The organism is Janibacter sp. Y6 (assembly GCF_040900765.1).
Lineage (GTDB): Bacteria > Actinomycetota > Actinomycetes > Actinomycetales > Dermatophilaceae > Marihabitans > Marihabitans melonis.
The window spans coordinates 364354-389463 of sequence record NZ_JAKLYZ010000002.1; the positions used below are offsets into that span (position 1 = coordinate 364354).

The following is a 25110-nucleotide window of genomic DNA, read 5'->3' on the forward strand; positions in this document are numbered from 1 at the left end:
GCACGAGATGAGCAGCACGGGCGAAGGGGTGGGCCGTCGCGCCCTCGTCGGGTCGGCCGCGGGCGCGGTCCTCGCGACCGGTCTCGCGGTCGGCACCTCCCGGGCGGCGCACGCGAGCGCTCCCCCGGCCGCTCCCGCGGCCGACCCGGAGGAGGGTGTCGTCCCATTCCGCGGCGAGCACCAGGCCGGCATCACCACCGCCGCCCAGGACCGCATGCACTTCGTCGCGCTCGACGTGACGACCGACGACGTCGACGAGCTGCGCGCGATGCTCACCGCGTGGACCCGCGCCGCCGAGCGGATGACGGTCGGCGCCGAGGCCGCCCCCGGCGGCGTGGTCGGCGGCGGGCCGTGGAAGGTCCCCGAGGACACCGGCGAGGCGATGGACCTGCCGCCGTCGAGCCTGACGATCACCATCGGCTACGGCCCGAGCCTCTTCGAGCGGCTCGGCATCGAGGACCGCCGCCCGGAGGCGCTGCACGAGCTGCCCCCCTTCGCCGGCGACGACCTCGACGAGGCGCGCTCGGGCGGCGACATCTGCATCCAGGCGTGCGCAGACGACCCGCAGGTCGCCGTGCACGCCGTGCGCAACCTCGTGCGCCTCGGCTTCGGCACCGTCTCGGTGCGCTGGAGCCAGCTCGGCTTCGGGCGTACCTCGTCGACGTCGACGAGCCAGGCCACCCCGCGCAACCTCTTCGGCTTCAAGGACGGCACGGCCAACATCAAGGCCGAGGACCCGCAGGCCCTCGCCGAGCACGTGTGGATCGACCCGCAGGACGTGCCGGGCGAGGCCGCGTGGCTGGCGGGCGGCTCCTACCTCGTCGCCCGACGGATCCGGATGCACGTCGAGGTGTGGGACCGCACCCACCTGCAGGAGCAGCAGACCGTCATCGGCCGGGACAAGGGGGTCGGCGCGCCCCTCGGCCGCTCGGCCGAGATGGACGAGCCGGACTTCGCGGCGAAGGGGGCGGACGGCGCCCCGGCGATCGACGTCGCCGCCCATGTGCGGCTGGCGCACGCCGACAACCTCGACGGGGTGCGCATCCTGCGCCGCGGCTACAACTTCACCGACGGCACCGACGGGCTGGGCCACCTCGACGCCGGCCTCTTCTTCGTCGCCTTCTGCCGCGACGCGCACCGGCAGTTCGTGCCGATGCAGCGGGCGCTGGCGCGGGCAGACCTGCTCAACGAGTACATCGAGCACACGGGCAGCGCGCTCTTCGTCGTCCCGCCCGGGCTGGCGCCGGAGGAGGACTGGGGCACGCAGCTGCTCGACTGAGCCTCAGCGCACCGCGCGGGTCACCAGGGCTTCTCGGCGTAGTCCCCGCCGTTGCTCTCCTCGGCCTCGTCGATCTTCTTCTTCGTCTCGGCGTCGCCCTGCCCGGCCTTGTTCTTCTCCTCGAGCTGCTTCTGCTTCTCGTCCTTCTGGGGGTCCTCGCCCTCGCCCTCGGAGTCGTCCTTCGAGGGGTCCTTCTCCTCGTCCTCGCCGTCGCCCTCCTCGGGCTGGGTCTTCTCCTCGAGGCGCTGCTTGGACTCCTGCTGCTTCTGCCCGGCCTCGCCGCCGTTGCCGTCGGCGGACCCGTCGAGACAGCCCTCCGGGCCGGCCTCGATGAGGGCGAGGGCCTCCTCGGCGATCTTCTTCTCGCCCTCGGTGTCGCCGGCCTCACCCGCGGCGTCGGACTGGCGCTCGATCGTCAGCACGAGGTTGGTGCGCACGGTGCAGTCGTCCTGCGGGGTGCCGGTGCGCCCGAGCGCGAGCTCGAGGTCGCGCCGCCCGCCCTCGAGGTCGCCCTCCATCGCCCGCCCGGTGCCCTCGACGTACGGCGCGCGCCAGCGCTGCACGATGTCGACGACGCCGAGCCGCTCGCCCGCGGTGCGCACGCCCGCGCCGTCGCCGCTCTCGTGCGCCCCTCCGGCGCTGCTCGTGAGCACCGGCAGGCTGAGCAGCTTGAGCGCGAGGAGCAGCACGAGCAGGACGGGCAGCGCGGAGACGAGGAGCAGCCGGCGTCGACGACGCACCCACGGTGCCGTGCTCATGACGCCTCCATCTCACGGGCCGCCCGGGTGATGCGCGAGACGTCGCGCGACACGAGCCACAGGTCGACGAGGAGCAGCGCGGCGGCGAGGGTGGCGAGCACCCACACGAGCGAGACGTGGGTCGGGGTCGACGCGGAGGCGTCCTCGACGAGCTCGCCCGGCTCGGCCTGGGCGAGCGCCGGCGCGATGTCGCCGCCCTCGCGGTGCACGTAGGGCACCCCGAGCTGCTCGGCGACCTTCTTCAGGTCGTCCTCGCTGGCCTTCGAGATCGCGGTCTGGCCGTCGGTCGTCGTGATGTCGCCGTCGCTCTCGCCGATCGAGGTGAGGTTGGCCATCGGTGCCCCCTTCGCCGTGCCGTAGCCGAGGACCGCGCCGCCGTCGACGAGGTCACCGAGGTCGAAGGGGGTCGGGGCCTGGCCGTTGGTCTGCTCCCCGTCGCCGAGGTAGAAGACGACGCGGGCCCGCTCGGGGTAGCGCTCCTTGCTCTTCGTCAGCGCGCCGCGCAGGTACTCGTCCGCGACGGTGATCGAGGAGCCCGCCGAGTAGAGCGTGATCTCCTGCGACATCGTGTCGACCGCCGTCTGCAGGGCGTTCGTGTCGGTCGTCAGGGGCATCGTCGCCCGCGCCGAGGAGTCGAAGGTGACGAGCGAGAAGCGCGCGCCGGGCAGCGCCTCGGCGATCTTCGGGATGTCCTCGCGGTAGCCGTCGAGGCGCGGCTTGCCACCCGGGTAGTCACGCGCCATCGCCGAGCTCGTCGTGTCGGCGACGAACCACACGTTGATCGCCCGGCTCGCCTGGGGGGCCTGGGCGCCGGCGACGCCGGGACCGAGCAGGGCGAGCGCGACGGCGGCGGCGGCCCCGGTGCGCAGCGCCCAGCGACGGCGCTGGGCGGGCCGGGTGAGCAGGGCGGCGACGCACAGGCCGACGAGCACGAGCCCGAGCAGGACCGCGACCGGCCAGGGCAGGACGGGGTGCAGACCGAGACCGTTCATCGACGCCACCTCCAGGCCAGGGGCAGGTACGCGAAGAGACCGAGCACGAGGAGGAGCACCGGCCAGCGGGGCTTGTCCGTGCGCAGGAACTGCGGCTTGGTGTCGGGCAGACGGGCCGCCTCGAGCCGCTCGATCTCGTCGGTGATGCCCGTGACGGCCTCCTCGTCGGTGAGCGGGTAGGTCTTGCCGCCGGTGCCCTCGGTGGCGTCGACGAGCTCCTCGTGGGCGCGGCCGCTGTCGTTGGGGTCGATGGCGTAGACCCGCGCGCCGAGGTCCTCCGCCGCGCGGAAGGCCTCTTCCTGCGTGTACACGCCCCGCCCGGCGACCATGTTGTCGGTGCCGAGGATGATCGCCCGGGGACGGTCCTCCTCGCGCCGGTCGAAGCCGTAGGTGCAGCTCGCGAGCCCGTCGGGGATGAGCGAGGTGCCCGAGCTGTTGGGGTTCCACGTGCCGGCCTGCGGGTCGAGCCCGTCGCCGCCGATCGAGGAGAAGCCGTTGGCGTACTCCTCGAGCTGGGTGGTCACGAGGTCGTAGTCGTCGGTGAGCGGGAAGGCGGTGACCGCCTGGCTGTCGAAGAGGACGAGACCGATCCGCTCGCCCTCGAAGCCCTTCACGACGTCGGCGAAGGAGCGCAGGATCGCCTGGTCGGTGACGAACATCGAGCCCGAGACGTCGAGGCAGAGCATGATGTCGCGGTTGCGCTTCTCCGGCTCGACGAGGTAGCCGTCGGCCGGGCGCGAGGCGGCCCAGGCCGCCGGCACGAAGACGAGGGCCAGCACCGCGGTGAGCACGAGCAGGTGACCGCGCAGCCGGGTCAGGGCCCGCCGGTAGACGGGCAGGTCGGTCATCCGTCGCGTGTGCGCCGCGAGGACGACCTCGCCGACGCGCTCCTGGCGGGCACGCCACCACGACGTCGCGGCGACGAGCACCGCGGCGAGGAGCACGAGCACCCCGAGCCACCACCAGGTCAGCTCCATCCGCCGACCACCTCCCGGGCCGCGCTCGCGGCCTTGGCGATGCTCGGAGGGGCGCTCTCGGCGGCGCCGAACTGGCTCGGGTAGTACGCGGCGATGAGGCGCGCGAGGTGCTCGGGCCCGCGCTTGCGCAGGTCGCGGGCGGTCATCTTCTCGGCGTCCAGGCCGCTCACGTCGGCGACGAAGCGGCGCACGACCTTCGACAGCTCGTGATGGCCGGCGCGCGCGGTGCGCTCGCCCTCGCGCACGGAGCGCTCGACCTCGTCGATCTGCGCGAGCGTCTCGCCGCGCAGCTTCACGAGCGCGCTCGGCGGCAGGGGCGCGTGGCTCTCGTCCTGCGGGGGCCGCGTCATGAGCCACACGACCCCGGCCCACACGAGCAGGAGCAGCAGGAGCAGCCCGCCGAGGAGCGGCCACACGACGCCGTAGCTGCCCGGGGGCAGGAAGCTCGGGTCAGCGTCCACGACGCCTCCGCTCGAGCAGGCCGATGACGGCGGGGACGACCTCGTCGCGCGAGCCGACCCGGACCTCGCCGACGTCGACCCGGCGGAAGGTCGTCTCGAGCTCGGCGCGGCGCACCCGTTCCTGCTCGGCGTAGACCGCCCCGATCTCCGGCGCGAGCTCGAGCAGCGCGGGCAGGGTCCGACCGCTGCTCACGTCGCGCACCCGGGTCGAGGCGGGGACCCCGACGACGTCGAGGTCGGCGACGGTGACCCAGAGGATCTCGTGGCGCAGCCGCAGCGTGCGCAGCACCGCCTCGACCTCGGCGGCGTGCACGCCGTCGTCGGCGACGACGAGGACGATCTTGCGGCCCGTGACATGACGGGCGACGTGGTGGAGCAGCCCCGGGAGGTCGCCCGAGGGCGTCGTCTCGCCGCTGCGGGCGAGCATCTCCTGGAGCAGGCGCTCGAGATGGCCCTCGCTGGCCCGGGCGCGGGTGGGGTGGATCGCCCCCGGCCGCCCGCTCACCATCGCGACCTCGTCGCCGTGGCGGACCGCGAGCCAGCCGATGACGCCGGCGGCGAGCACCGCGACGTCGCGCTTGCTCTCCCCCGAGGTCGTCGCGGCGGCCATCTCACGCCCGCCGGGCACGACGAGGACGAGCCCGAAGTGCCGCTCGGCGACGTAGCGCTTGATGAGCATCGAGCCGTGCCGGGCCGAGGCCCGCCAGTCGATGTCGCGGACGTCGTCGCCGGCGGTGTACTCGCGCAGGTCGTCGAAGTCCATCGAGCGACCCTTGTGGATCGAGGCGTACCCGCCCTCGAGGAGCGCGAGCGAGCGACGGCGCACGTGGATCGAGAGCCGTCCCTTGACCTGCTGGACGAGTGAGGACATGTCGGTGCCGGGGCGCCCTACGGGGTGCGCACGGAGCGCACGACGGCGTCGATGATCGTCTCGACCCGCACGTCGTCGGCGGTGGCCTCGTAGGTGAGGAGCACGCGGTGGCGCAGCACGCGGTGCGCGAGGTGGCGCACGTCCTCGGGGATGACGTGGTCCCGGCCCTGGAGCAGGGCGCTCGCCCGGGCGGCCTTGGCGAAGGCGATGGACGCACGCGGCGAGGCGCCGATCTCGACGTAGCGGGCGAGCTCGGGGGGCAGCACGTCGCGCGCCCGCCGCGTCGCCGCGACGATGAAGGTGATGTAGTCGAGGACGGCCTTGTCGAGGTAGACCGAGCCGGCGATGCGCTGCAGCTCGCGGGCGTCGGCGATGTCGATCATCGCCTGGTTGGGCCGCTCGAAGATGCCCGAGTCGATGCGCCGCACGACCTCGGCCTCCTCGCCGGGCGAGGGGTAGTCGAGCAGGTCCTTGAGCATGAAGCGGTCGAGCTGGGCCTCGGGCAGCTGGTAGGTGCCCTCCTGCTCGATGGGGTTCTGGGTGGCCAGGACGAGGAAGGGCTCGGGGACCTTGTAGACCTTGCCGCCGATCGAGGTCTGGCGCTCCTGCATCGCCTCGAGCATCGCCGACTGGGTCTTGGCCGAGGAGCGGTTGATCTCGTCGAGCAGGACGAAGTTCGCGTGCACCGGCCCGAGCTGGGTGACGAAGGCGCCCTGGCTCGCGTCGTAGATCTGCGTGCCGACGATGTCGCTCGGCAGGAGGTCGGGGGTGCACTGGATGCGCTTGAAGGAGCCGCCGATCGCCGTCGCGAGCGCGTGCGCCGCAGTCGTCTTGGCCAGACCGGGCACGGACTCGAGCAGGACGTGACCGCCGGTGAGCAGACCGATGAGGAGGCTCTCGCGCAGCCGGCGCTGGCCGACGACCTTGGACTCGAAGCCGCGGTCCACCGCCTTGACCAGGTCCCGGGCCCGGCTGACCTGGTCCGTGGTGATCCTCGCGGCAGCCGTCATGGCGCCCCCTTCGTGGCTCTGCTCCGGGACCCGTGCCCCGGCTCGACGCGGCCATCGTATGGCCCAGCACCGGTGTCCCCCATGGGGAGCGGTACCCGCGCGCCGGGACGAGACAGCGCCGGGACCACGGGTGGTCCCGGCGCGCCTCCCCCTTCTTCAGGGGCGAAGAGGGTCCCGTGCGGCACCGCCGATCTCCCCCCGGCGAGTGCTGCGTCTGCAGAGTACGCCGGGGTAACTTCGGCGGGCGCCGGTTTGCGCATTTCCGCGAGACCACGCGCTGGGCGACCGGGGCGAAGGGGGAGACTGTCCCCCGATGAGCACCGTCGGAGCCCGCCAGATCCTCTCCCTGGCCGTGCCAGCATTCCTCGCCCTTGTCGCCGAGCCGCTCTTCCTGCTCGTCGACTCCGCCGTCGTCGGCCGGCTCGGCGTCGTGTCGCTCGCCGGTCTCGGGGCGGCGAGCGCCGTGCTGCTGACGATGGCCGGCGTCTTCGTCTTCCTCGCCTACGGCACGACCGCGGCGGTCTCGCGCCAGGTCGGCGCCGGGCTGCACCGCGACGCCATCGAGAGCGGCTGGTCCGGGGTGTGGCTCGCGCTCGTCATCGGCGCCCTCGCGGCGGTCGTCACCGCGGTCTTCGCCCACCCGCTCGTCGCCGCCGTCGGGGGCTCGCCAGAGGTGCTCCTCCAGGGCGAGACCTACCTGCGCATCAGCGCGCTCGGGCTCCCGGCGATGCTCGTCGTCCTCGCGGCCACGGGCATCCTGCGTGGGCTTCTCGACACCCGCACACCGCTCGTCGTCGCCGGGGTGGGTTTCACCGTCAACGCCGTGCTCAACGTCGTCCTCGTCCACGGGCTGGGCATGGGCATCGCGGGGTCCGCCTGGGGCACGGTCGTCGCCCAGGCGGGCATGGCTCTAGCGCTCGTCACCGTCGTCGCCCGCCACGGACGTGCGCATGACGCGTCCCCCCGGCCGCACGTCGCCCGGGTGCTCCGGTCGGCCGTCGAGGGGGTGCCGCTGCTCGTGCGCACGCTCGCGCTGCGCGCCATCCTCCTCCTCACCGTGTGGACCGCCGCGAGCTTCGGCGACGTGCCCCTCGCGGCGCACCAGGTGACGATGACGATCTGGTCAGCCCTCGCCTTCGCCCTCGACGCGATCGCCATCGCCGCCCAGGCCCTCACCGGTCAGGCCCTCGGGGCCGGCGACCGCCGGGCGGTCCGCGACGCGAGCGCGATCATGATGCGGTGGGGCTGGTGGACCGGCGTCGTCCTCGGGCTGCTCGTCCTTGCCGGGCACCAGGTGCTCCCCGCCCTCTTCACGACGGACGCCGGGGTGCGCGCCGCCATCGCCTCGGGCCTGCTCGTCGTCGCGATCGACCAGCCGCTCGCCGGCCTCGTCTTCACCGCCGACGGGATCCTCATCGGGGCCGGCGACGGGCGCTGGCTCGCCGGGGCCTCGACGGTCGTCCTGCTCGCCTACGTGCCGCTCGTCCTGCTCGCCCGCCACCTGGGCCAGGGGCACACGGCGACCTCGGCGATGGTCGTCCTCTGGGTCGCCTTCAGCGGCTTCATGCTCGTGCGCTGGGCGACGTTGTGGTGGCGTCTGCGCAGCGACGCCTGGCTCGTCACCGGCGCCCGCCGCTGACCGCCCACGGTCGCGGCACGTCCGGCACCGCGGGTCACAGCCGGACAACGTCTCGGTCTCACCCGTTGATCTGCCGCCACGACTGCGGTTGCGTGGATCGGCATGACCCCGCCACAAGCGTCGTCCGTCCTGCCCGTCCCTGCCGCTGACAGCGGTGGCCTGCGAGGATTCGAGGAGGCGGTCAACGACGTCGTCGGCCCCTTCGCCGACTGGTTGTCCTCCGTCGTCTTCTACGCCGTACCCCTCCCCGGGGGCTCCGAGCTGCCCCTCGTCGTCCTCTGGCTCGTCGCCGCGGGCGTCATCATCACGGCCTACCTCGGCGTCGTGCAGGTGCGCGGCGCGCGGCTGTCGCTCGAGGTGGTCCGCGGCAAGTTCTCGCGCCCGGACGACCCCGGTGAGATCACGCACTTCCAGGCCCTGTCCTCCGCGCTGTCCGGCACCGTCGGCCTCGGCAACATCGCCGGCGTCGGCGCGGCTCTCGCCCTCGGTGGGGCGGGTGCGACCTTCTGGATGGTCGTCTGCGGTCTGCTCGGCATGGCGACGAAGTTCGCGGAGTGCACGCTCGGCGTGAAGTACCGCACCGTCAACCCCGACGGCTCGATCTCCGGCGGCCCCTTCAAGTACCTGCCGGTCGCGTACGGCCGGTTCGGCCGGGTCCCCGCCGCGATCATGACCGGCGCCTTCGCCATCGCGATCTTCTTCTTCGGGGTCGGCGGCGGCAACATGTTCCAGGCCAACCAGACCTTCGCCCAGGCTCGCGAGGTGACCGGTGGCGCCGACGGCTTCCTCGGCTCCGACGGGTCCGCGCTCGTCTTCGGCCTGGCCCTGGCCGCGCTCATCGGCGCGGTGATCCTCGGCGGCATCACCTCGATCGCCGCGGTGACCTCGAAGCTCGTCCCGGTCATGGGCATCGGCTACGTCGCGGCGTGCCTGCTCGTCATCGGCTCGAACATCAGCCAGGTCCCCGGCGCCCTCGGCGACATCGTCAGCGGCGCCTTCACCCCGGAGGCCGGGCTCGGCGGCCTCGTCGGCGTCCTCATCGTCGGCTTCCAGCGCGCGGCCTTCTCCAACGAGGCCGGTCTGGGCTCGGCCCCGATCGCGCACTCGGCCGTGAAGACCACCCGCCCCGTCTCCGAGGGCTTCGTCGCCCTCCTCGAGCCCTTCATCGACACGGTCATCGTGTGCACGATGACCGCCCTGACCATCGTCATCGCGAACCCGCCGTCGTGGCGCGAGGGCATCGACCAGGTCAAGGCGGGTGGCGGCGCGCCCGACGGCGTGCTCCTCACCAGCGACGCCTTCGCCACCTTCCTGCCGCAGTTCCCGGTGATCCTCGCCGTCATGGTGGCGCTCTTCGCCTTCTCCACGCTCATCACGTGGAGCTACTACGGCGAGAAGGCCTGGGAGTACTTCTTCGGCCCGTCGCGGCCGAGCCTGCTCACCTACAAGCTGATCTTCGTCTCCTTCACGGTCATCGGCACGGTGCTCACCTTCGGCTCGGTGCTCACCCTCACCGACGCCTTCCTCTTCATGTGCGGCTTCATCAACCTCCTCGGGCTGTACTTCCTCCTGCCCGAGCTCAAGAGCGAGATGCGCGACTACCTGGCCGACTGGCGCAGCGGACGTCTCTACGAGCTCGGCGCCGCCGACGAGGCCGAGCTGAGCGCCATCCGCGAGGAGCAGGGCAACACCGGCGACCTGCCCCAGATGCGCACCGACTCGGCTCACGACAGTGGGCTGAGCATGGAGGAGCGCGCCCGCGGCGGGGCCCGGGCCGACGAGGACTGACACGCCCGACCCACGTCATGACGAGGACGACCCGCCGGCACACCGCCGGCGGGTCGTCCTGCGTCCGTAGGCGGTCCGAGATGCGAGACACCAATCCCTACTGTTGCGATAGGACTTGACCGCGCGCTAGGTTCCTCGCAGGTCATGAGCTCCAGCGCCAAGCCCCGGCTCGCTGGACAGCAACCCTCCATCTCGCAGTGGGGTGCTCCGGGTGAGGACCTGGCCCCTGCCGACTGGCAGGGGCAAGCGCGAGGCCCCACGGCCTCGAGACGAGGACGGGCACCACATGAGCACCGACACGACCCGCACCACGGGCCGGCGCAGCTGCCGGCACGTCGAGCGACGGCACGTCGACCTGCTCCGCGTCAGCAGCGCGCTCTGTCGCCGCTGACGCAGCAGACGTAGCACCCCCACCACCGACCGGTCGCCCCGCGGCCCGGTCAGCGTGGCGTGCCCGTCACCCCTGACCCAGCGCCCCTGGGTCGCCCCACCCTCACCGCACCACGGCCGTCCGGCACCCGCCGACGTCCGACGACCCCCCATGCCCAGGAAGGCATCCCCATGGCTCTCGTCGCCACCATCTCGAGCAGTCCGTCGACGACATCGCGCACCGACGGCGTGCTCACCCACCTCTCGCGCTGGGTCCAGCGCGCCGGCCACCTCACCCTGCCCGTCGTCCTGCGCGACCTGCCCGCCGGGCCGCTCCTGCGAGCCGACACCGCCCACCCCGACGTCGCCGCCGCGGTCGCGACGATCGCGAGCGCCGACGCCGTCGTCGTGAGCACCCCGGTCTACAAGGCGGCCTACAGCGGTCTGCTCAAGACCTTCCTCGACCTGCTGCCCCAGGACGCGCTGCGCGGCAAGGTCGTCCTGCCCGTGGCCACCGGAGGCAGCCCCGCGCACGTCCTGTCCGTCGACTACGCGCTGCGGCCGGTGCTGGCCAGCCTGGCGCCGAGCGCGATCACCCCCGGGTGGTTCGTGCGGGCCGACGAGGTGCACCTGCTCGACGGCGGTGAGATCCTCCTCGACGAGTCCGCCGCCGCCCCCCTTCGCGAGGTCACCCGGGTCTTCCTCGACGGCGTCGCCGGGCGATCGCTCGTCGCAGCCGCCGACCGCGCGCACGGCGTGGAGCGGGTGGCCTGATGCGCACCACGACCCGCCGCTCCGTCCTGTCCGCCGGCGCGCTCCTCGCCCTGACGACGAGCCTGGCCACCGGCTGCGCCCTGCCCACGAGCGACGCGCAGTCGCAGGAGGAGGGGGCGCACACGACCGTGCGCTACCAGGGCAGCGCCAACGCCGTCACCTGGCCCGAGCTCGCCGACGACCTCGGCTACCTCGATCGCGTCCAGCTCGAGTACGTCGGCGCGACGACCAGCGGCCCGCAGGACATCCAGTCCGTCGCGACCGGCCAGACCGACATCGGCGGCGCCTTCTCGGGCGCCATCGTCAAGCTCGTCGAGGCGGGCTCCCCGATCACCGCCGTCGTCAACTACTACGGCTCGGACGCGAAGTCCTACCAGGGGGTCTACGTCCGCAAGGACAGCGCCATCCGCCGGCCCCGTGACCTCGTCGGCAAGAAGATCGCGGTCAACACGCTGGGCGCCCACGCAGAGGCGGCGATCGACACGTGGCTGACGACGTCCGGGCTGTCGCAGAGCGAGATCGACCAGGTCCAGCTCATCGTCCTGCCGCCCAACGACACCGAGGAGGCCGTCCGACGCGGGCAGGTCGACGCCGGTGCGCTCGGCGGGATCTTCCAGGACCACGCGAAGGCCCAGGGCGACATCCGTGAGCTCTTCCGCGACACCGAGGTCGTCGGACCGATCAACGGCGGGCAGTACGTGCTGCGCGACGACTTCATCGCGCAGCACCCCCAGGCCACCCGAGAGCTGACGACCGGGGTCGCCAAGGCCATCGAGTGGGCCCGCACGACGCCCCGCGCCGACGTCATCGCCCGCTTCACCCAGATCGTCGAGGCGCGCGACCGCAACGAGACGACCGCCACCCTGCGGTACTGGAAGAGCACGGGCATCCCCGCCCGCGGCGGGGTCATCAGCGACACCGACTTCACCCAGTGGTCGGACTGGCTGGAGAGCAGCGGCATCGTCGCGGCGGGCGAGCTCGACCCCTCGCAGATCTACACCAACGAGTACAACGACCTCGCGAAGGAGGGGTCGTCGTGACCTCGAGCATCGAGCTGCGCCACGTGACGAAGGAGTTCGTCGTGCGGCCCACGAAGGAGCAGCCCCGCGCGAGCGTCCTGCGGGCGCTCGACGACATCAGCCTCACCGTGCCCGCCGGCGAGTTCCTCACCCTCGTCGGCCCGAGCGGGTCGGGCAAGACGACCCTGCTCGACCTGCTCGGCGGTCTGAGCACGCCGACGAGCGGCAGCGTCCTCGTCGACGGCGAGGAGGTCACCGGTCCGGGCCTGGACCGAGGCATCGTCTTCCAGCAGTACGCCCTCTTCCCATGGCGCACCGCGCTGGCCAACGTCACCTTCGGGCTCGAGCAGCTGCCGATCAGCCGCGCCGAGCGCACCGAGCGGGCTCGTCACCACCTCGACCTCGTCGGGCTCTCCGGCTTCGAGGACCGGCTCCCGCACGAGCTGTCCGGGGGGATGAAGCAGCGGGTGGCCATCGCCCGGAGCCTGGCCTACGAGCCCGGGATCCTCCTCATGGACGAGCCCTTCGCCGCCCTGGACGCGCAGACCCGCGAGCAGCTGCAGGACGAGCTGCTGCGGATCTGGCGAACCACCGGCACGACCGCGGTCTTCATCACCCACGGCATCGAGGAGGCGGTCTACCTCGGCCAGCGGGTCGCCGTCCTCTCCTCACGTCCCGGGCGTCTCACCGAGGTCGTCGACGTCGACCTCGGCGACCGGGCCGGCGCCGTCGACCTGCGTTCCGACCCCGCCTTCGTCGCCTACCGGCACGAGATCTGGGGCCTGCTCCACGACGAGGTCGAGCGTGCCCAGCGCGCCGGCCACCGCAAGATCCAGCCCGACGGCACCGAGAGGGCGGCCTGATGAGCACCGCGACCCTGACCACCCCCACGACGACGGACGACGCCCCCGCGGTCGCCCCGGTGCCCCGGGCGCCGTCAGCGGCAGGTCGGGCGGCCGGCATCGGCCGCACGGGCATCCGACGCTCTGCCGCCGTCGTGGCCTTCCTCCTGCTCTGGGAGCTCGGTCCCCAGTACCTCCTCGAGTCGAGCCGGGCGGTCTTCCTCCCGCCGCTGCACGTCGTGCTCGAGGCGCTGTGGGACCTCGTGCGGACCGGCCAGCTCCAGGAGCACCTCACGGCGAGCCTGACCCGCTCGGCGATCGGCTTCGGGCTCGCGGTGGTCGTCGGCGTCACCGTCGGCATCGCGGTCGCCTGGTACGAGGGCCTGCGCGAGCTGCTCACCCCCCTGCTCGAGCTCTTCCGCAACACCGCCGCGCTCGCGCTGCTGCCGGTCTTCACCCTGCTCCTCGGCATCGGCGAGCTGAGCAAGGTCTCGGTCGTCGCCTACGCGGCCTTCTTCCCCGTGCTGCTCAACACGGTGGCGGGCGTGCGCACCGTCGACCCTCTCCTCGTGCGGGCCGCGCGCACCCTCGGCCTGTCCAACCTCCAGCTCTTCGCCAAGGTCGTCCTGCCCTCGGCCGTGCCGACGATCTTCACCGGCATCCGGATGGCCGGCACGGCCTCGATCCTCGTGCTCATCGCCGCCGAGATGGTCGGGGCGAAGGCGGGACTGGGCTACCTCATCGTCAACGCGCAGAGCAGCTTCCAGATCCCGCAGATGTACGCCGGCATCCTCACCGTCTCCGTCTTCGGGCTCGTCGTCAACACCGCGCTGGTGCGCCTCGAGCGCCGCTTCTCGCGGTGGCGCGTCGCCCCCCAGGGCAGCTGACCTCCCCCTTCGACCGACAGGACCCACCCATGACCTCACGACAGCTCCACCTCAACGCCTTCCTCATGCCCAACGGGCACCACGAGGCCGCATGGCGCCACCCCTCCACCCGGCCCGAGCAGGCGCTCACCCTGCAGCACTACGTCGACATCGCCCGCACCGCTGAGCGGGGTCTGCTCGACTCGGTCTTCCTCGCCGACAACGTCGCCCTGTCCGGTGCCGTGCGGCACAGCTCGCACAACGCCTTCGAGCCGCTGACGCTGCTCTCCGCGCTCGCGGCGTCGACCGAGCACGTCGGGCTCATCGCCACGGCGTCGACGACGTACAACCACCCGTACAGCCTGGCCCGCGCCTTCGCCTCGCTCGACCACGTCAGCGGTGGACGGGCCGGGTGGAACATCGTCACCTCGGCGGGGCGCGACGAGGCCCGCAACTTCGGCCTGGCCGACCGTCCGGACCACGCACGTCGTTACGAGCGGGCCACCGAGTTCGTCGAGCTGGCGACGGCCCTGTGGGACAGCGTCGACGACGGCGCGATCGTCACCGACCGGTCCGCCGGCATCTACGCGGACACCGACCGGATCGCGCCGGTCGAGCACGAGGGCGAGTTCTACAGCGTCCAGGGCCCGCTCAACGTGCCCCGACCGGTGCAGGGCTACCCGCTGCTCGTCCAGGCGGGGTCCTCCGAGGACGGCAAGGAGTACGCCGCACGCTTCGCCGAGGCGGTCTTCACCGCGCAGCAGACCCTCGCCGACGGGCAGGCCTTCTACGCCGACCTCAAGGCGCGGCTCGCACGGTACGGCCGTGGGCCCGACGAGCTGCTCGTGCTGCCCGGCATCAGCCCGGTCATCGGCTCGACCCGGGCCGAGGCCCGTGCCCTCGAGGCCGAGCTCGCCGAGCTCGTCGTCCCGGCATACGGGCTGGCCCAGCTGAGCGCGATGCTCGACGTCGAGCTCACCGAGGCCGACCTGGACCACCGGCTGCCCGACGTCGACCACGTCACCGAGGGCAACCGCAGCCGCTTCGAGCTCGTCACCCAGCTCGCCCGCCGCGAGGACCTCACCGTGCGCGAGCTCATCACCCGCCTCGCCGGCGGCCGCGGGCACCGTGTCCTCGCGGGCACGCCCGACGAGATCGCCGACGACCTCGAGCGGTGGTTCACCCACGGCGCGGCGGACGGCTTCAACGTCATGCCGGCGACCCTGCCCGGCGGGCTCGAGGTCTTCGTCGACACCGTCGTCCCCGAGCTGCAGCGCCGGGGCCTCTTCCGCACCGAGTACACCGGCGCCACCCTGCGCGAGCACTACGGCCTGGCCCGTCCCGCGGGCCGCGCCGCCCGGACCGCACCCCGTACGACGACCCTCACCGAGAAGGAGCACGCAGCATGAGCACCGTCGCGACCGACCGAGACATCCGCAAGATCACCGGCCGCATCGGCGCCGAGATCGCCGGCGTCGACATCACCGGACCCCTCGACGAGGAGACCGTCGGCTTCCTGCGCGCCGCGCTCGCCGAGCACAAGGCGCTCGTCTTCCGCGGGGCGCCGCTCGACGACGAGGGCCAGGAGCGCTTCGCGGCGCACTTCGGCGAGCTGACGACGGCCCACCCGACGGTGCGCTCCGTCGAGGGCGCGCCGCGGGTGCTGCCCGTCGACGTCGACGGCGGTGTCGCCAACCACTGGCACACCGACGTCACCTTCGTGCTCACCCCGCCCAGGGCGACGACCCTCGCGAGCAAGGTCGTCCCCCCGCACGGCGGCGAGACCCTCATCGCGAACACCGGGGCGGCCTACCGCGACCTGCCCGAGCCCCTTCGCCGGCTCGCCGACGGGCTGCGCGCGGTGCACACGAACGCCTACGACTACGCGACCCCTCCGGAGCAGCAGGACGACAAGGACGCCGAGCGGCGTGCGCAGTTCGAGTCGATCTCCTTCGAGACCGAGCACCCCGTCGTGCGCGTCCACCCCGACACGGGCGAGCGCGGGCTCTACCTCGGCGGCTTCGTCCGACGCTTCGTCGGTCTGACGACCACGGAGAGCCGTGACGTCCTGCGCCTGCTCCAGGCCTACGTCACCCGCCCGGAGAACGTCGTGCGCGTCGCGTGGGAGCCCGACCAGGTCGTCATCTTCGACAACCGGATCACCCAGCACTACGCACCCGACAACTTCGACGGTCTGCCCCGTCGCCTCCACCGGGTCACGGTCGCCGGCGACGTGCCGGTCGGCGTCGACGGCTCGACCAGCCGGGCACTGGTCGGCGACGCGTCGCACTACGTGCCGCAGCACTGAGGGCACGCCGCCGAGACGGCGGACGGGGAGCCGGGGCCGACCAGGGACCCGGCTCCCCGTGCGCGGCGAAGGGGGGTCAGCCGGTGACGAGCGCGGCGCCCGCGCGCCGGGGGTCCCCGGCGGCCTCGAGCGCGCCGTCCTCGCGACGGTAGGCGGCGCCCACCCCGCCGAAGTACATCGAGCGCGGGCCGTGGTCGTGACCGGGCAGACCGCTCGCGGCGATCGCGGCCTCGATGCCCGGGTCGCTCTCGTGGTCGACGACGACCGTGCCGCCGAGCGCCCCGCCGACCTGCACGTGCACGCGGGGGGCGTCGACGGCCTGCTGCAGCGGCGCCTCGTGCAGGCAGCCCTGGCCGAGCACCTGCATGAGCGCGGTCGTGATCCGGTCGGCGCCGGGCGACCCGATGGCGAGCACCCGGCCGTCGGGGGTCCGACCGACCGTCGGCGCCATGTTCGAGGCGAGCGGGGCGCCCGGGGGCAGGGCGTGCACCCCGAGCCGGTTGAGCTCGAGCTCGCCGAGCGAGTTGTTCAGCTGCAGACCGGTGCCCGGCACGACCGCCCCGGAGCCGTAGCCCGACGACGCGGTGAAGGCGCAGGCGTTGCCCTCGGCGTCGACGACCGAGACGTGGGCGGTGCTCGGTGAGGTCGGCAGCCCGGCCAGCCCGTAGCGCTGAGCGGCCTCGAGGGCCCGCCACCCCGCCTCCTCGAGGTCGGGGCTCACGTCGTGATGCCCGACGCGGTAGCCGAGGACGCGACGCTGGATGTCGATGATGTCCGACCAGTCCGCCCGCGAGCGCCGCGTGAGCGCGCCGAGCATGAGGGCCAGCATCGGCCCGCCGACGGAGGGCGGCGGGTTCGTCGCGAGGTCCCACGCGCCGACGTCGAGGCGAAGGGGGTCGCGCACCTGGGCCGCGAAGCGCTCGAGGTCCTGCGTCGAGACGAGGCCGCCGTGGGCGTCCATGTCGGCGACCATCCGCCGCCCGATCTCCCCGGTGTAGACGTCGCGCCAGCCGACCCGCGCGATGTGCTCGTAGGTCTGCGCGAGCGGCTCGTCGCGGATGAGCTCGCCCGCCTCGACGACCCGGCCCCCGGGCACGAGCAGGGCGGCGCTGTCCTCGCACCACCCGTAGATGTCGTGCCCGACGAGCGCGAGGTAGGTCGCGGCGGCCGGCCCGAGCCGGTAGCCCTCGCGCGCCTGCGCGATCGCGGGGGCCAGCACCTCGGACCAGTCGACGCGCCCGTGGCGCTCATGGGCGGTGCCCATGCCCGACCACGCCCCGGGCACGGCGACCGAGCCGTGACCGGCCATGAGCCTCACGCCCCCGCCGTACGTCGAGGTGACCTCGTGCAGACCTCCGCCGAAGGCCGAGCGCGGCCGGCCCAGGCCCGCCATGACGACGTTGCCGTCGATGACCTCCGGCTCCTCGCCGGCCGTCCACACGGTGATGAAGGCGCTGCCCATCGAGCTGACGAGACCCGGCTCGTTCGTCATCGCCGTGAGCATCGCGGCGAGCGCGATGTCGACCGCGTTCCCCCCGGCGTGCGCGACCGCACGTCCGGCATGCGCCGCGGCCAGGTTGGGGGCCGCGATGGCGGCGGGGACGGTCATGACGCTCATCGTAGGAGGACGCGCGACGGGGGAGACCGGCGGCGAGCCGTGGTCTCCCCCGTCGCGACCGCAGGTCAGCGGGTCGTCAGGCGCACCCGGAAGTCGGAGCGGTCCCCGTCGCTGCTGGCGCTCATCCCGAGGGCCTTGAGGCCGCCGAGGTTGCGCTTGGCCTCGTCGTCCATGTCCTGCCCGTACTGGGCGACGACCTGCTCGATGTCGACGTAGGCGACGGCGTTCGCGTCGTCGGCGTCGGGCACCGCGTCCGTGAAGGCGTCGGAGTCACCGAGGCCGGAGCCGGTCGCCACGTGCGAGGCGTACCCGCCCTCGGTCGCCAGGACGTACGTGCCGTCGCTGCCGTCCTTGGTGACGAGCGGGAGCGGGGAGCCGCTCTGGCCGCTGAGCGTCGAGACGAGCGTGTCAGCCTTCGCCTTCTCGCCGTTGCTGCGCAGCGCGATCTTCGGCACGCCGTCGGCGGCGGGGCCGCCCATGACGACCGAGGTGTCGTCGCCGAGAAGCGCCGCGAGGTCGTCCGGCAGGGACAGCCCAGTGGCGGTGCGGGCCTCGTCCAGGCCCGACTGCCACTGGTCGTCGCCGACGACCCCCTTCGCCTGCTTCTCGAGGTCGCTCCACATCGTCTTCACCGCCGGGCCGAGACCGCGCACGCTGAGCACACCCGTCGCGTCGGACGGCAGCGAGTCGACGGAGACGTCGTCGTCGGAGAGCATCCCGGCCTGCTGGCCCGATGCCGTGCCGGCGAGCTCGAGGGTCGGGCCGTCGAAGCGCAGCGCCATCGCGACGCGGCCCGAGGACTGGCCGGTCGAGCCGCCGCCGCCCATCATCGCCGCGCCGGCGATCTTCGAGGCGGCGTCGCCGTCGACCCAGGCGGTCATCAGGCCGTCCTCGCCGAGGGCCTTCATGTCGTCGGAGAAGTTCGCGGAGTCGGCCAGGCTGCCCGAGGCGGCGTCGTTCACGGCCTTGTCGACGACGGCCTGGTCCTGACCGCAGATGGCGAAGGCGTCGCCGACGCTGCAGTACCCGCCCTCGGCGCCGGTGGCCTTGGCCAGGCCCGCCTTGGCCTTGTCGGTGTCGGTGACCGCGAGCGCGACGACGCCCGTGGGCTCCTCCCCCTCGCCACCGGCGAGCATCGCCACGCCGAAGCGGTCGCCGAGCCAGGGCTCGACGTCGGAGTCATAGCTCAGACCATCGAGGCCGCCCTCCTTCTGGATGCCCTCGAAGATCACCTTGCGCAGGTCGGCGTCGTCGGCCGGGTTGCCCACGGCGTCCTTGGCGTCGGGGAACTTGCGCAGGAAGCGGTAGGCGTCGATCTTCTGGTCGGCGCTGGGGTCGAGGTCGACCTTGGCGAAGGCGACGGCGTTGCCCGGCAGGGCCTCCTCGGGCTGGGGGCCCGAGCCGTTGACCTTCGAGTACGCGAAGACCGCACCGCCGCCGAGCAGACCGAGCCCGAGCACGCCGGCCGCCCCGAAGGCGGCGATCTTCGCGCCGCGGCCCGTGCGCCGCGGGGGCACCGGGGGCTGGCCGTAGCCGGGGCTGTACGCCGGGCCGGCAGGGTGACCCTGGTAGCCCTGCGGCCCGGGGTAGCCCTGCGGGGCGGGCGGGCCGTAGCCCTGGGGCGGCGGCGGGCCGAAGCCACCACCGGCGGGCCCCCCGTGACCGGGGGGCGGGGCGGGCTGACCGTTGGGCGGGTACGACATCAGGAGACCCCCTGCTAGACGAGTGCGTTGCCGCCCAGGGTAGGTCGCAATGCGACCGCGCCGGTATGGGGAGGAGTACCCAGACGACGAGGGGCCGACCACCGTGGTGGTCGGCCCCTCGAGGGGTGCTGCTGGGTCGTGCTCAGCCGGCGACGACGTCGAGCGTGACGGTCGCCTGGACCTCCGGGTGCAGACGCACGAGCGCCTGCGCCGGACCGACGGCCTTGATCGGCGTCGGGATCTCGATCGTGCGACGGTCGATGGACGGGCCACCGCCGTCGGCGACGGCCTGCGCGACCTCGGTGCTCGTGATGGCGCCGAAGAGGCGGCCACCGGTACCGGCGTGCGCGGTGACGGTCACCGGGTTGGCCTCGAGGTTGCCCTTGATCGACTGGGCCTCCTCGAGCGACTTCACGGCGCGGGCTGCGCGACCGGCCGCGATCGCGTCGACCTGCTTCTGCGCGCCCTTGGTCCACTGGGTGGCCAGACCGCGACGGAAGAGGAAGTTGCGGGCGTAGCCCGGCTTGACGTCGACGACGTCACCAGCGGTACCGAGGTTGCTGACCTCGTGGGTGAGGATCACCTTCATGTCGTTCTCCTTCGAAGTTCTCGTGCAGCCGGCTCAGCGCGAGCTGGACGAGTAGGGCAGCAGAGCCATCTCGCGGGCGTTCTTGACCGCCTTGGCGATGAGGCGCTGCTCCTGGACGGAGACGCCGGTGACCCGACGCGCACGGATCTTGCCGCGGTCGGAGATGAACTTGCGCAGCAGCGCAGCGTCCTTGTAGTCGATGTTCTCGACCTTCGCCGCCTTCAGCGGGTTGGCCTTCTTCTTGGGCTTGCGCACAACGGGCTTGGCCATCGTGGTGCTCTCCTTCTAGCTGAGGTGAGCCCGAGGGTGATCCTCGGGATGGGGTGTTTCAGTGGGTGTGGACGCGACCGGTCAGAAGGGGGGCTCGTCGTAGCTGGGGGCGTTGCCCCAGCCACCGCCGCCGCCCTGACCGCCGCTCGGGGCACCGCCCTGGGAGCCGCCCTGGCCGCCGAAGCCGCCCTGGTTGCCCCCCTGACCGCCCTGACCGGACTGCTGGCCGCCGGTGGCCCAGGGGTCCTCGGACTGGCCGCCGAAGCCGCCGCCCTGGCCACCCTGAGCGCCGCCGCCCTGCTGCCCGCCGCCCCAGGAGCCGCCGCCGCCACCGCCGCCGCGCTGGGTCTTGGTGACCTTCGCGGTGGCGTAGCGCAGCGAGGGACCGACCTCGTCGACCTGCATCTCCATGACGGAGCGCTTCTGGCCGCTCTCCTTGTCCTCCCACGAGCGGGAGACCAGGCGGCCCTGGACGACGACGCGGGACCCACGGGTCAGCGACTCCGCGACGTTCTCGGCGGCCTCACGCCACACCGAGCACCGCATGAAGAGGGTCTCCCCGTCCTTCCACTCGTTGCTCTGGCGGTCGAACTGCCGCGGCGTGCTCGCCACGGTGAAGTTCGCGACGGCCGCACCGCTGGGCGTGAAGCGCAGCTCGGGGTCGCCGGTGAGGTTGCCGATGATCGTGATGACGGTGTCGCCTGCCATGCCTGTCCCTTGTCCCTGGTGGTGATCGTGTCCGATGAGCGTGCCGGTTCGCACCGACAGCGCTGGTGAGAGTCGGGGCTCAGGCCTCGACGCGCATGAGCTTGGTCCGCAGGACCTGCTCGTTCAGACCGAGCTGGCGGTCGAGCTCCTTGCTCGTGGCCGGCTCGCAGGTGAAGGTCGCGACGGCGTAGAGGCCCTCGGACTTCTTCTCGATCTCGTACGCCAGGCGGCGACGGCCCCAGGCGTCGACGTTGTCGACGGTGCCGCCGTCCTTGGTGACGACGGTGAGGAACTTCTCGAGCGTGGGCGTGACGGCCCGCTCGTCGAGCTCCGGGTCGAGGATGATCATGAGTTCGTACTGACGCATGCTGATAACCCGCCTCCTTCGGTCTTGACGGTCACGGTCTCTCCGTGACAGGAGGGTTGCTGCGTACCCGCGTGCGGGCGCGACGAGACGTCGAGATCGCACGAGGGACACCCCAGGGTAGCCCGAAGGGGGATCCGCCCCGAAATCATCGGGCCGGGTGCGGCTCCGGCACGGCGCGGGGCGGGGCCGGCTGGCCCGGGGGCGGCCCGTGCCGCTCGCCGCGGGTGTCGTTCGGGGTGTACCAGACCGACCACATGAGGAAGCCCCAGGTGAGGGCCCGGCCGAGGGTGATGACGACGTACCAGGCGGCGGGCAACCCCTTCGCCGCGTCGGACAGCCCGCCGATGTAGAGCCACAGCGCGCTCGCGTGGACCACCTCGACGGCGACGAGCCCGAGGTGCGTGCGCCACGAGACGCCCGCGAGGATCGCCAGCGACACGACCCACAGGGCCGCCTGGACAGGCGTCGCGCGGGAGGTGATGGCGACGACCGGCACGACGAAGGCGCTCAGCTGGGCCCACGTCGGGGTGCGCCAGGCCGCGCTGAGGAACCACAGGCCGAGCGCGAGGGCCGCGAGCCAGCCGAGGGCCACGAGCACGAGGACGGACCACACGGGCAGCGGGTGCCCGAGCAGCGCCGGCACGTGCCACGGCGACCCGTAGCCGGACCCGTTGCCGGTGAGCACCTCGAGCGGGCGACGCCACACGCCCGGCGCGAGCAGCGCGCTGGCGAGCCCGAGGACGAGCACGACGACCGCGGCCGGGACGAGCGCCCGACGCAGCTCGGCGCGTCGCTGCTGGGCGAGCGCCGTGCCCACGAGCGCGAGCAGCACCGCGAGGACGTAGCCGTGCGCGAGGAGCGCGACGCCGAGGAGGACCCCGGTGGCACGCGGTCGGTCGTGCTCCCAGGCCCACATCGCCCACAGGACGAGGGCGACGGCGAGCAGGTCGGGGCTGAGGAAGGCGGCGACGACGTAGACCGGGCTGAGGGCGAGCTGGGTCGCGAGGTCGAGGCGGTGCGGACGGGTCAGCCCCACCGCGACAACGCACGACATCGCGAGGACGGCGACGAGCACCGCCCACAGCGCGAAGTACCACCGGGTCTGGGCGAGCCACGAGCCGTCCGGCACGAGCGTCGCGACCGCCGCCATGGCGCCCGAGAGCACCGGGAGCGGCTCGAGCGGCACGTCACCGCGCACCCACGCGCCGACGCCGCGGTCGAGGCCGGCGATCTGGTACTGCGCGGGCAGGTCGGAGAAGCAGCCCCGCCAGAACTGCTCGTCGCCGGACCACCCCTTCGCCACGCAGTGGCCCTGCCGGGCCACGCCGAGGACGAGCGGGATCGCCGTCATCGCCGTGACGAGCGAGAGCAGCTGGGCCAGCGACGAGGCGCGCTCGCTCGCGCGCCGGCCGAGGGGCCCGCCGATGATCGCGCTCACCGGGGCGGGCAGGAGGTCCTGCCGCACGTCAGTCCTGGGTGCCGCTCGTCGTGGACGCCCCGGCGGTCGGCGGGGTCACCGGCAGCGAGGGCGGCGACGGGGGTGGCGTCGTCGACGGCGGCGGGGTCGAGGTCGGCGGCGGGGTCGAGGTCGGCGGCGGCGTCGAGGTGGACGACGGCGACGTCGTCGACGTCGATGAGGTGCTGCTCGACGTGCTCGACGTGCTGCTGCTCGAGGTCGAGCTCGACGTGCTGCTCTCCGTCGTCGTGCTCGACGAGGTGGTCGTGCTCGGCGGCTGGGTCGTCGTCGGCGCCGGCGGCTGGGTCGTCGTCGGGGCCGGCGGCTGGGTCGAGGTCGTCACGCCCGGCTGGGGCCGGTACTGGACGTTGCCCGCCGGGGGCAGCTGCTTGACCGGCTCGCCCTTGAGCGCGCCGATCATGAAGTCGGTCCAGATGGTCGCAGGCAGGGTGCCGCCGGTGACCTCGGAGTACTGGCCGATGTTCACGAGCTGGTTCTTCTCGACGAGGCTGCCGTCACCCTTATAGATGCCGACGGCGGTCGCGAGCTGACCGGGGGTGAAGCCGTTGAACCACGCCGCGTAGTTGTTCGACGTCGTGCCCGTCTTGCCGGCGACCGGGCGACCGAGGTTGGCGACCGTCGGGTACCCGGTGCCTCCCGGGGCGCCGACCTGGCTCATCGCCTGGATCGCGTCCCGGCTGACGTCCTGGGGGAAGGCCTTGCGGACGTCCTTCTTGACCTCGTAGTCGATCTCGTACGCGCCGTTGCCCTTGACGGAGGCGATGAAGTACGGGCGAGCGCGGTTGCCCTGAGCCGCGATCGTCGCGTACGCGTTCGCCATGTCGAAGACGCGGACCGAGTCGGTGCCGAAGACGTTCGACGGCGAGGTCGACAACGGGATCTTCTTGCCCCCGTCGTACCCCTGCACACCGGCCGCCTTGGCCGCGGCGGCGCTGCTCTTCGGCGTCGCCGCGAGGTTGAGCTGCGCGTAGTAGGTGTTGATCGACTTCTGCGTCGCGGTGCGCATGTCGACCGGGCCGTAGCTCGCGTTGCCGTAGTTGACGACGCCGCCCGCGCGCTGGATGTCCGTCGCGTCCGGCCCGTCGTAGGCGAAGTCCTCGCTGTAGAAGGGGCTCGAGCCCGAGTAGACGGTCGACAGCGGGATGCCCTTGTCGAGCGCGGCGAGCATCGTGAAGGGCTTCATCGTCGAGCCGGCCTGCATCTTGCCGTCGAGCGCGTCGTTGAAGTAGCTGCCCTTGCCGAAGCGCTCGCCGCCGTACATCGCGCGCACGGCACCGTCGCCGGGGGCGATGGAGACCAGGCCGATGTGGAGGTTCTTCGCGCGGTCGCCCTCGGGGTAGTTCTCCTCGACCGCCCGTCGCGCCGAGTCCTGCGCGCGCTTGTCGATCGTCGTGACGATCTTGAAGCCGCCCTGGGAGATCTGCGCGTCGGTGAGCTTGAGGCGGGTGCGCAGCTCGTCGCGCACCTCCTCGGTGACGAAGCCGAGGTCGTCGCTGGCGCCCTGCTCGGTCGCGATGGGCCGGGTCCAGGGGAAGGTCGCGTCGTCGCGCTCCTCCTGGGTGATCCAGCCCTCGTCGAGCATCCCGTCGAGCACGTAGGCCCAGCGGTCCTTGGCCACCTCGCGCTGCTCGGCACCCAGGCGCGGGTCGTAGAGGGAGGGACCGCGGATGACGGTGGCCAGGAGCGCGCCCTGGGAGACGTCGAGCTTGCTGATGTCCTTGCCGAAGTAGGCCCGGGCGGCGGTCTGGATGCCGTCGGCGTTGCGGCCGAAGTAGATGGTGTTGAGGTAGTCCTGGAGGATCTGCTCCTTGCTCAGCTCGTTGTCGATCTTGACGGAGATGAGCAGCTCCTTGGCCTTGCGGCTGAGGGTGCGGTCCTGCGTGAGGTAGTAGTTCTTCACGTACTGCTGGGTGATCGTCGACCCACCCTGCTGCTCGCCACCGCGCAGGGTGACCCACACGGCGCGGCCGATGCCCTTGGGCGAGATGCCGTCGTTCTCGTAGAAGGAGCGGTCCTCCGCCGCGAGGAAGGCCTCCTGGACGTCGCGGGGCACCTTCGCGATGTCGACCGACTCGCGGTTGACCTGCGCGACGCGGTCGAGCACGGTCTTGCCGTCCGAGTAGTACAGGACAGAGGCCTGCTGGGTCGCGCGCTCGTTGGGCTTGGGCACGTCGGTCATCGCGTAGGCGATGCCGATGCCGATGACCCCGAGCAGGGCGAGGGTGAGGACCCCCAGGCCGATCTTGCGCAACCATCCTCCGCGGCGGCGACGGCGGCCGTCGGGTCGACGGCGGGACCGTCCGGAGCGCGAGCGGGTGGCCTTGGCCTCGGCTCGGGAGCGGGGGGTCTGCGGCATCTGGTCTTCCTGGGTCGTGAGGGTCTTCGGGCGCGCGTCAGCGGCGCGCCGGGCACGCCAAGTATGACG

The 25110-nt window shown here is 72.7% G+C and carries 24 protein-coding genes and 1 riboswitch; of the genes, 10 read left to right on the top strand and 14 right to left on the bottom strand.

The window, feature by feature from the left end; translation table 11 throughout:
• Positions 1-7 precede the first annotated feature (7 nt).
• Positions 8-1279 (top strand): iron uptake transporter deferrochelatase/peroxidase subunit, encoded by a 1272-nt coding sequence (gene efeB / locus L6241_RS06680; protein ID WP_368245473.1) that lies wholly within the window; start codon positions 8-10, stop codon positions 1277-1279.
• A gap of 20 nt (positions 1280-1299) precedes the next feature.
• Here the strand turns inward: efeB and L6241_RS06685 are convergent, their stop codons facing one another.
• Genes L6241_RS06685 through L6241_RS06710 form a run of 6 tightly spaced genes read right to left on the bottom strand, consistent with a single transcriptional unit; the run spans position 1300 to position 6348 of the window.
• Entirely contained in the window at positions 1300-2037 is a 738-nt protein-coding gene (locus L6241_RS06685; protein WP_368245474.1) for a hypothetical protein, read from the bottom strand.
• Positions 2034-3029, bottom strand: a complete 996-nt coding sequence (locus tag L6241_RS06690; protein WP_083968254.1) for a VWA domain-containing protein — start codon at positions 3027-3029, stop codon at positions 2034-2036. Before L6241_RS06690 ends, L6241_RS06685 begins: the two co-directional genes overlap by 4 nt.
• Complete coding sequence (locus L6241_RS06695) at positions 3026-4006, bottom strand: VWA domain-containing protein (protein WP_368245475.1); 981 nt, start codon at positions 4004-4006, stop codon at positions 3026-3028. Before L6241_RS06695 ends, L6241_RS06690 begins: the two co-directional genes overlap by 4 nt.
• Complete coding sequence (locus tag L6241_RS06700; RefSeq protein WP_368245476.1) at positions 3997-4467, bottom strand: hypothetical protein; 471 nt, start codon at positions 4465-4467, stop codon at positions 3997-3999. Before L6241_RS06700 ends, L6241_RS06695 begins: the two co-directional genes overlap by 10 nt.
• Complete coding sequence (locus tag L6241_RS06705; RefSeq protein WP_068270743.1) at positions 4457-5338, bottom strand: DUF58 domain-containing protein; 882 nt, start codon at positions 5336-5338, stop codon at positions 4457-4459. Before L6241_RS06705 ends, L6241_RS06700 begins: the two co-directional genes overlap by 11 nt.
• Before the next feature lie 17 nt (positions 5339-5355).
• The gene (locus tag L6241_RS06710) at positions 5356-6348 is read right to left on the bottom strand and encodes a MoxR family ATPase (RefSeq protein ID WP_123093486.1); all 993 of its coding nucleotides are present in this window, start codon (positions 6346-6348) and stop codon (positions 5356-5358) included.
• 313 nt (positions 6349-6661) lie between these two features.
• On the opposite strand from L6241_RS06710, the gene L6241_RS06715 reads away from it, so the two are divergent.
• The 9 genes from L6241_RS06715 to L6241_RS06755 all read left to right on the top strand — a co-directional run bounded on the left by L6241_RS06715 (position 6662) and on the right by L6241_RS06755 (position 15953).
• Complete coding sequence (locus L6241_RS06715; RefSeq protein WP_368245477.1) at positions 6662-7987, top strand: MATE family efflux transporter; 1326 nt, start codon at positions 6662-6664, stop codon at positions 7985-7987.
• 102 nt (positions 7988-8089) lie between these two features.
• Positions 8090-9775, top strand: a complete 1686-nt coding sequence (locus tag L6241_RS06720; protein WP_229299724.1) for a sodium:alanine symporter family protein — start codon at positions 8090-8092, stop codon at positions 9773-9775.
• Between the two features lie 140 nt (positions 9776-9915).
• Positions 9916-10030: riboswitch (SAM riboswitch) on the top strand.
• A 31-nt stretch (positions 10031-10061) separates the two neighbouring features.
• Positions 10062-10166 carry a putative leader peptide gene (locus tag L6241_RS06725; RefSeq protein WP_354588213.1) on the top strand — a complete coding sequence of 35 codons (105 nt, stop codon included), beginning with the start codon at positions 10062-10064 and terminating at the stop codon, positions 10164-10166.
• Between the two features lie 170 nt (positions 10167-10336).
• Positions 10337-10918, top strand: a complete 582-nt coding sequence (ssuE, locus tag L6241_RS06730; RefSeq protein ID WP_368245478.1) for an NADPH-dependent FMN reductase — start codon at positions 10337-10339, stop codon at positions 10916-10918.
• Positions 10915-11958: an ABC transporter substrate-binding protein gene (locus L6241_RS06735; protein ID WP_368245606.1), complete on the top strand. Its 1044-nt coding sequence runs from the start codon at positions 10915-10917 to the stop codon at positions 11956-11958. Before ssuE ends, L6241_RS06735 begins: the two co-directional genes overlap by 4 nt.
• The gene (locus L6241_RS06740; RefSeq protein WP_123093491.1) at positions 11955-12800 is read left to right on the top strand and encodes an ABC transporter ATP-binding protein; all 846 of its coding nucleotides are present in this window, start codon (positions 11955-11957) and stop codon (positions 12798-12800) included. Before L6241_RS06735 ends, L6241_RS06740 begins: the two co-directional genes overlap by 4 nt.
• Complete coding sequence (locus L6241_RS06745; RefSeq protein ID WP_368245479.1) at positions 12800-13666, top strand: ABC transporter permease; 867 nt, start codon at positions 12800-12802, stop codon at positions 13664-13666. Before L6241_RS06740 ends, L6241_RS06745 begins: the two co-directional genes overlap by 1 nt.
• A gap of 29 nt (positions 13667-13695) precedes the next feature.
• Positions 13696-15054 (top strand): LLM class flavin-dependent oxidoreductase, encoded by a 1359-nt coding sequence (locus tag L6241_RS06750; RefSeq protein ID WP_368245480.1) that lies wholly within the window; start codon positions 13696-13698, stop codon positions 15052-15054.
• Positions 15051-15953: a TauD/TfdA dioxygenase family protein gene (locus tag L6241_RS06755; RefSeq protein ID WP_368245481.1), complete on the top strand. Its 903-nt coding sequence runs from the start codon at positions 15051-15053 to the stop codon at positions 15951-15953. The genes L6241_RS06750 and L6241_RS06755 overlap by 4 nt, the downstream gene beginning before the upstream one ends.
• A 76-nt stretch (positions 15954-16029) precedes the next feature.
• On the opposite strand, the gene L6241_RS06760 is transcribed toward L6241_RS06755, so the two are convergent.
• The 8 genes from L6241_RS06760 to L6241_RS06795 form a co-directional block, all read right to left on the bottom strand.
• A complete protein-coding gene (locus L6241_RS06760) occupies positions 16030-17562 on the bottom strand; it encodes a gamma-glutamyltransferase (RefSeq protein WP_368245482.1) in 1533 nt (510 codons plus the stop codon).
• A 74-nt stretch (positions 17563-17636) separates the two neighbouring features.
• The gene (locus tag L6241_RS06765; RefSeq protein WP_368245483.1) at positions 17637-19274 is read right to left on the bottom strand and encodes a hypothetical protein; all 1638 of its coding nucleotides are present in this window, start codon (positions 19272-19274) and stop codon (positions 17637-17639) included.
• A 142-nt stretch (positions 19275-19416) separates the two neighbouring features.
• The gene (gene rplI, locus L6241_RS06770) at positions 19417-19863 is read right to left on the bottom strand and encodes a 50S ribosomal protein L9 (RefSeq protein ID WP_123093497.1); all 447 of its coding nucleotides are present in this window, start codon (positions 19861-19863) and stop codon (positions 19417-19419) included.
• Between the two features lie 33 nt (positions 19864-19896).
• Entirely contained in the window at positions 19897-20133 is a 237-nt protein-coding gene (gene rpsR, locus L6241_RS06775) for a 30S ribosomal protein S18 (protein WP_068270764.1), read from the bottom strand.
• A gap of 81 nt (positions 20134-20214) precedes the next feature.
• Positions 20215-20841 (bottom strand): single-stranded DNA-binding protein, encoded by a 627-nt coding sequence (locus L6241_RS06780; RefSeq protein ID WP_368245484.1) that lies wholly within the window; start codon positions 20839-20841, stop codon positions 20215-20217.
• A gap of 79 nt (positions 20842-20920) precedes the next feature.
• Positions 20921-21208 (bottom strand): 30S ribosomal protein S6, encoded by a 288-nt coding sequence (gene rpsF, locus L6241_RS06785; RefSeq protein WP_068270775.1) that lies wholly within the window; start codon positions 21206-21208, stop codon positions 20921-20923.
• Positions 21209-21353: 145 nt separating this feature from the next.
• A complete protein-coding gene (locus L6241_RS06790; protein ID WP_368245485.1) occupies positions 21354-22673 on the bottom strand; it encodes a hypothetical protein in 1320 nt (439 codons plus the stop codon).
• A 1-nt stretch (position 22674) separates the two neighbouring features.
• Positions 22675-25041, bottom strand: coding sequence for a transglycosylase domain-containing protein (locus L6241_RS06795; protein ID WP_368245486.1), 2367 nt, complete (start codon positions 25039-25041; stop codon positions 22675-22677).
• Between the last annotated feature and the right edge of the window lie 69 nt (positions 25042-25110).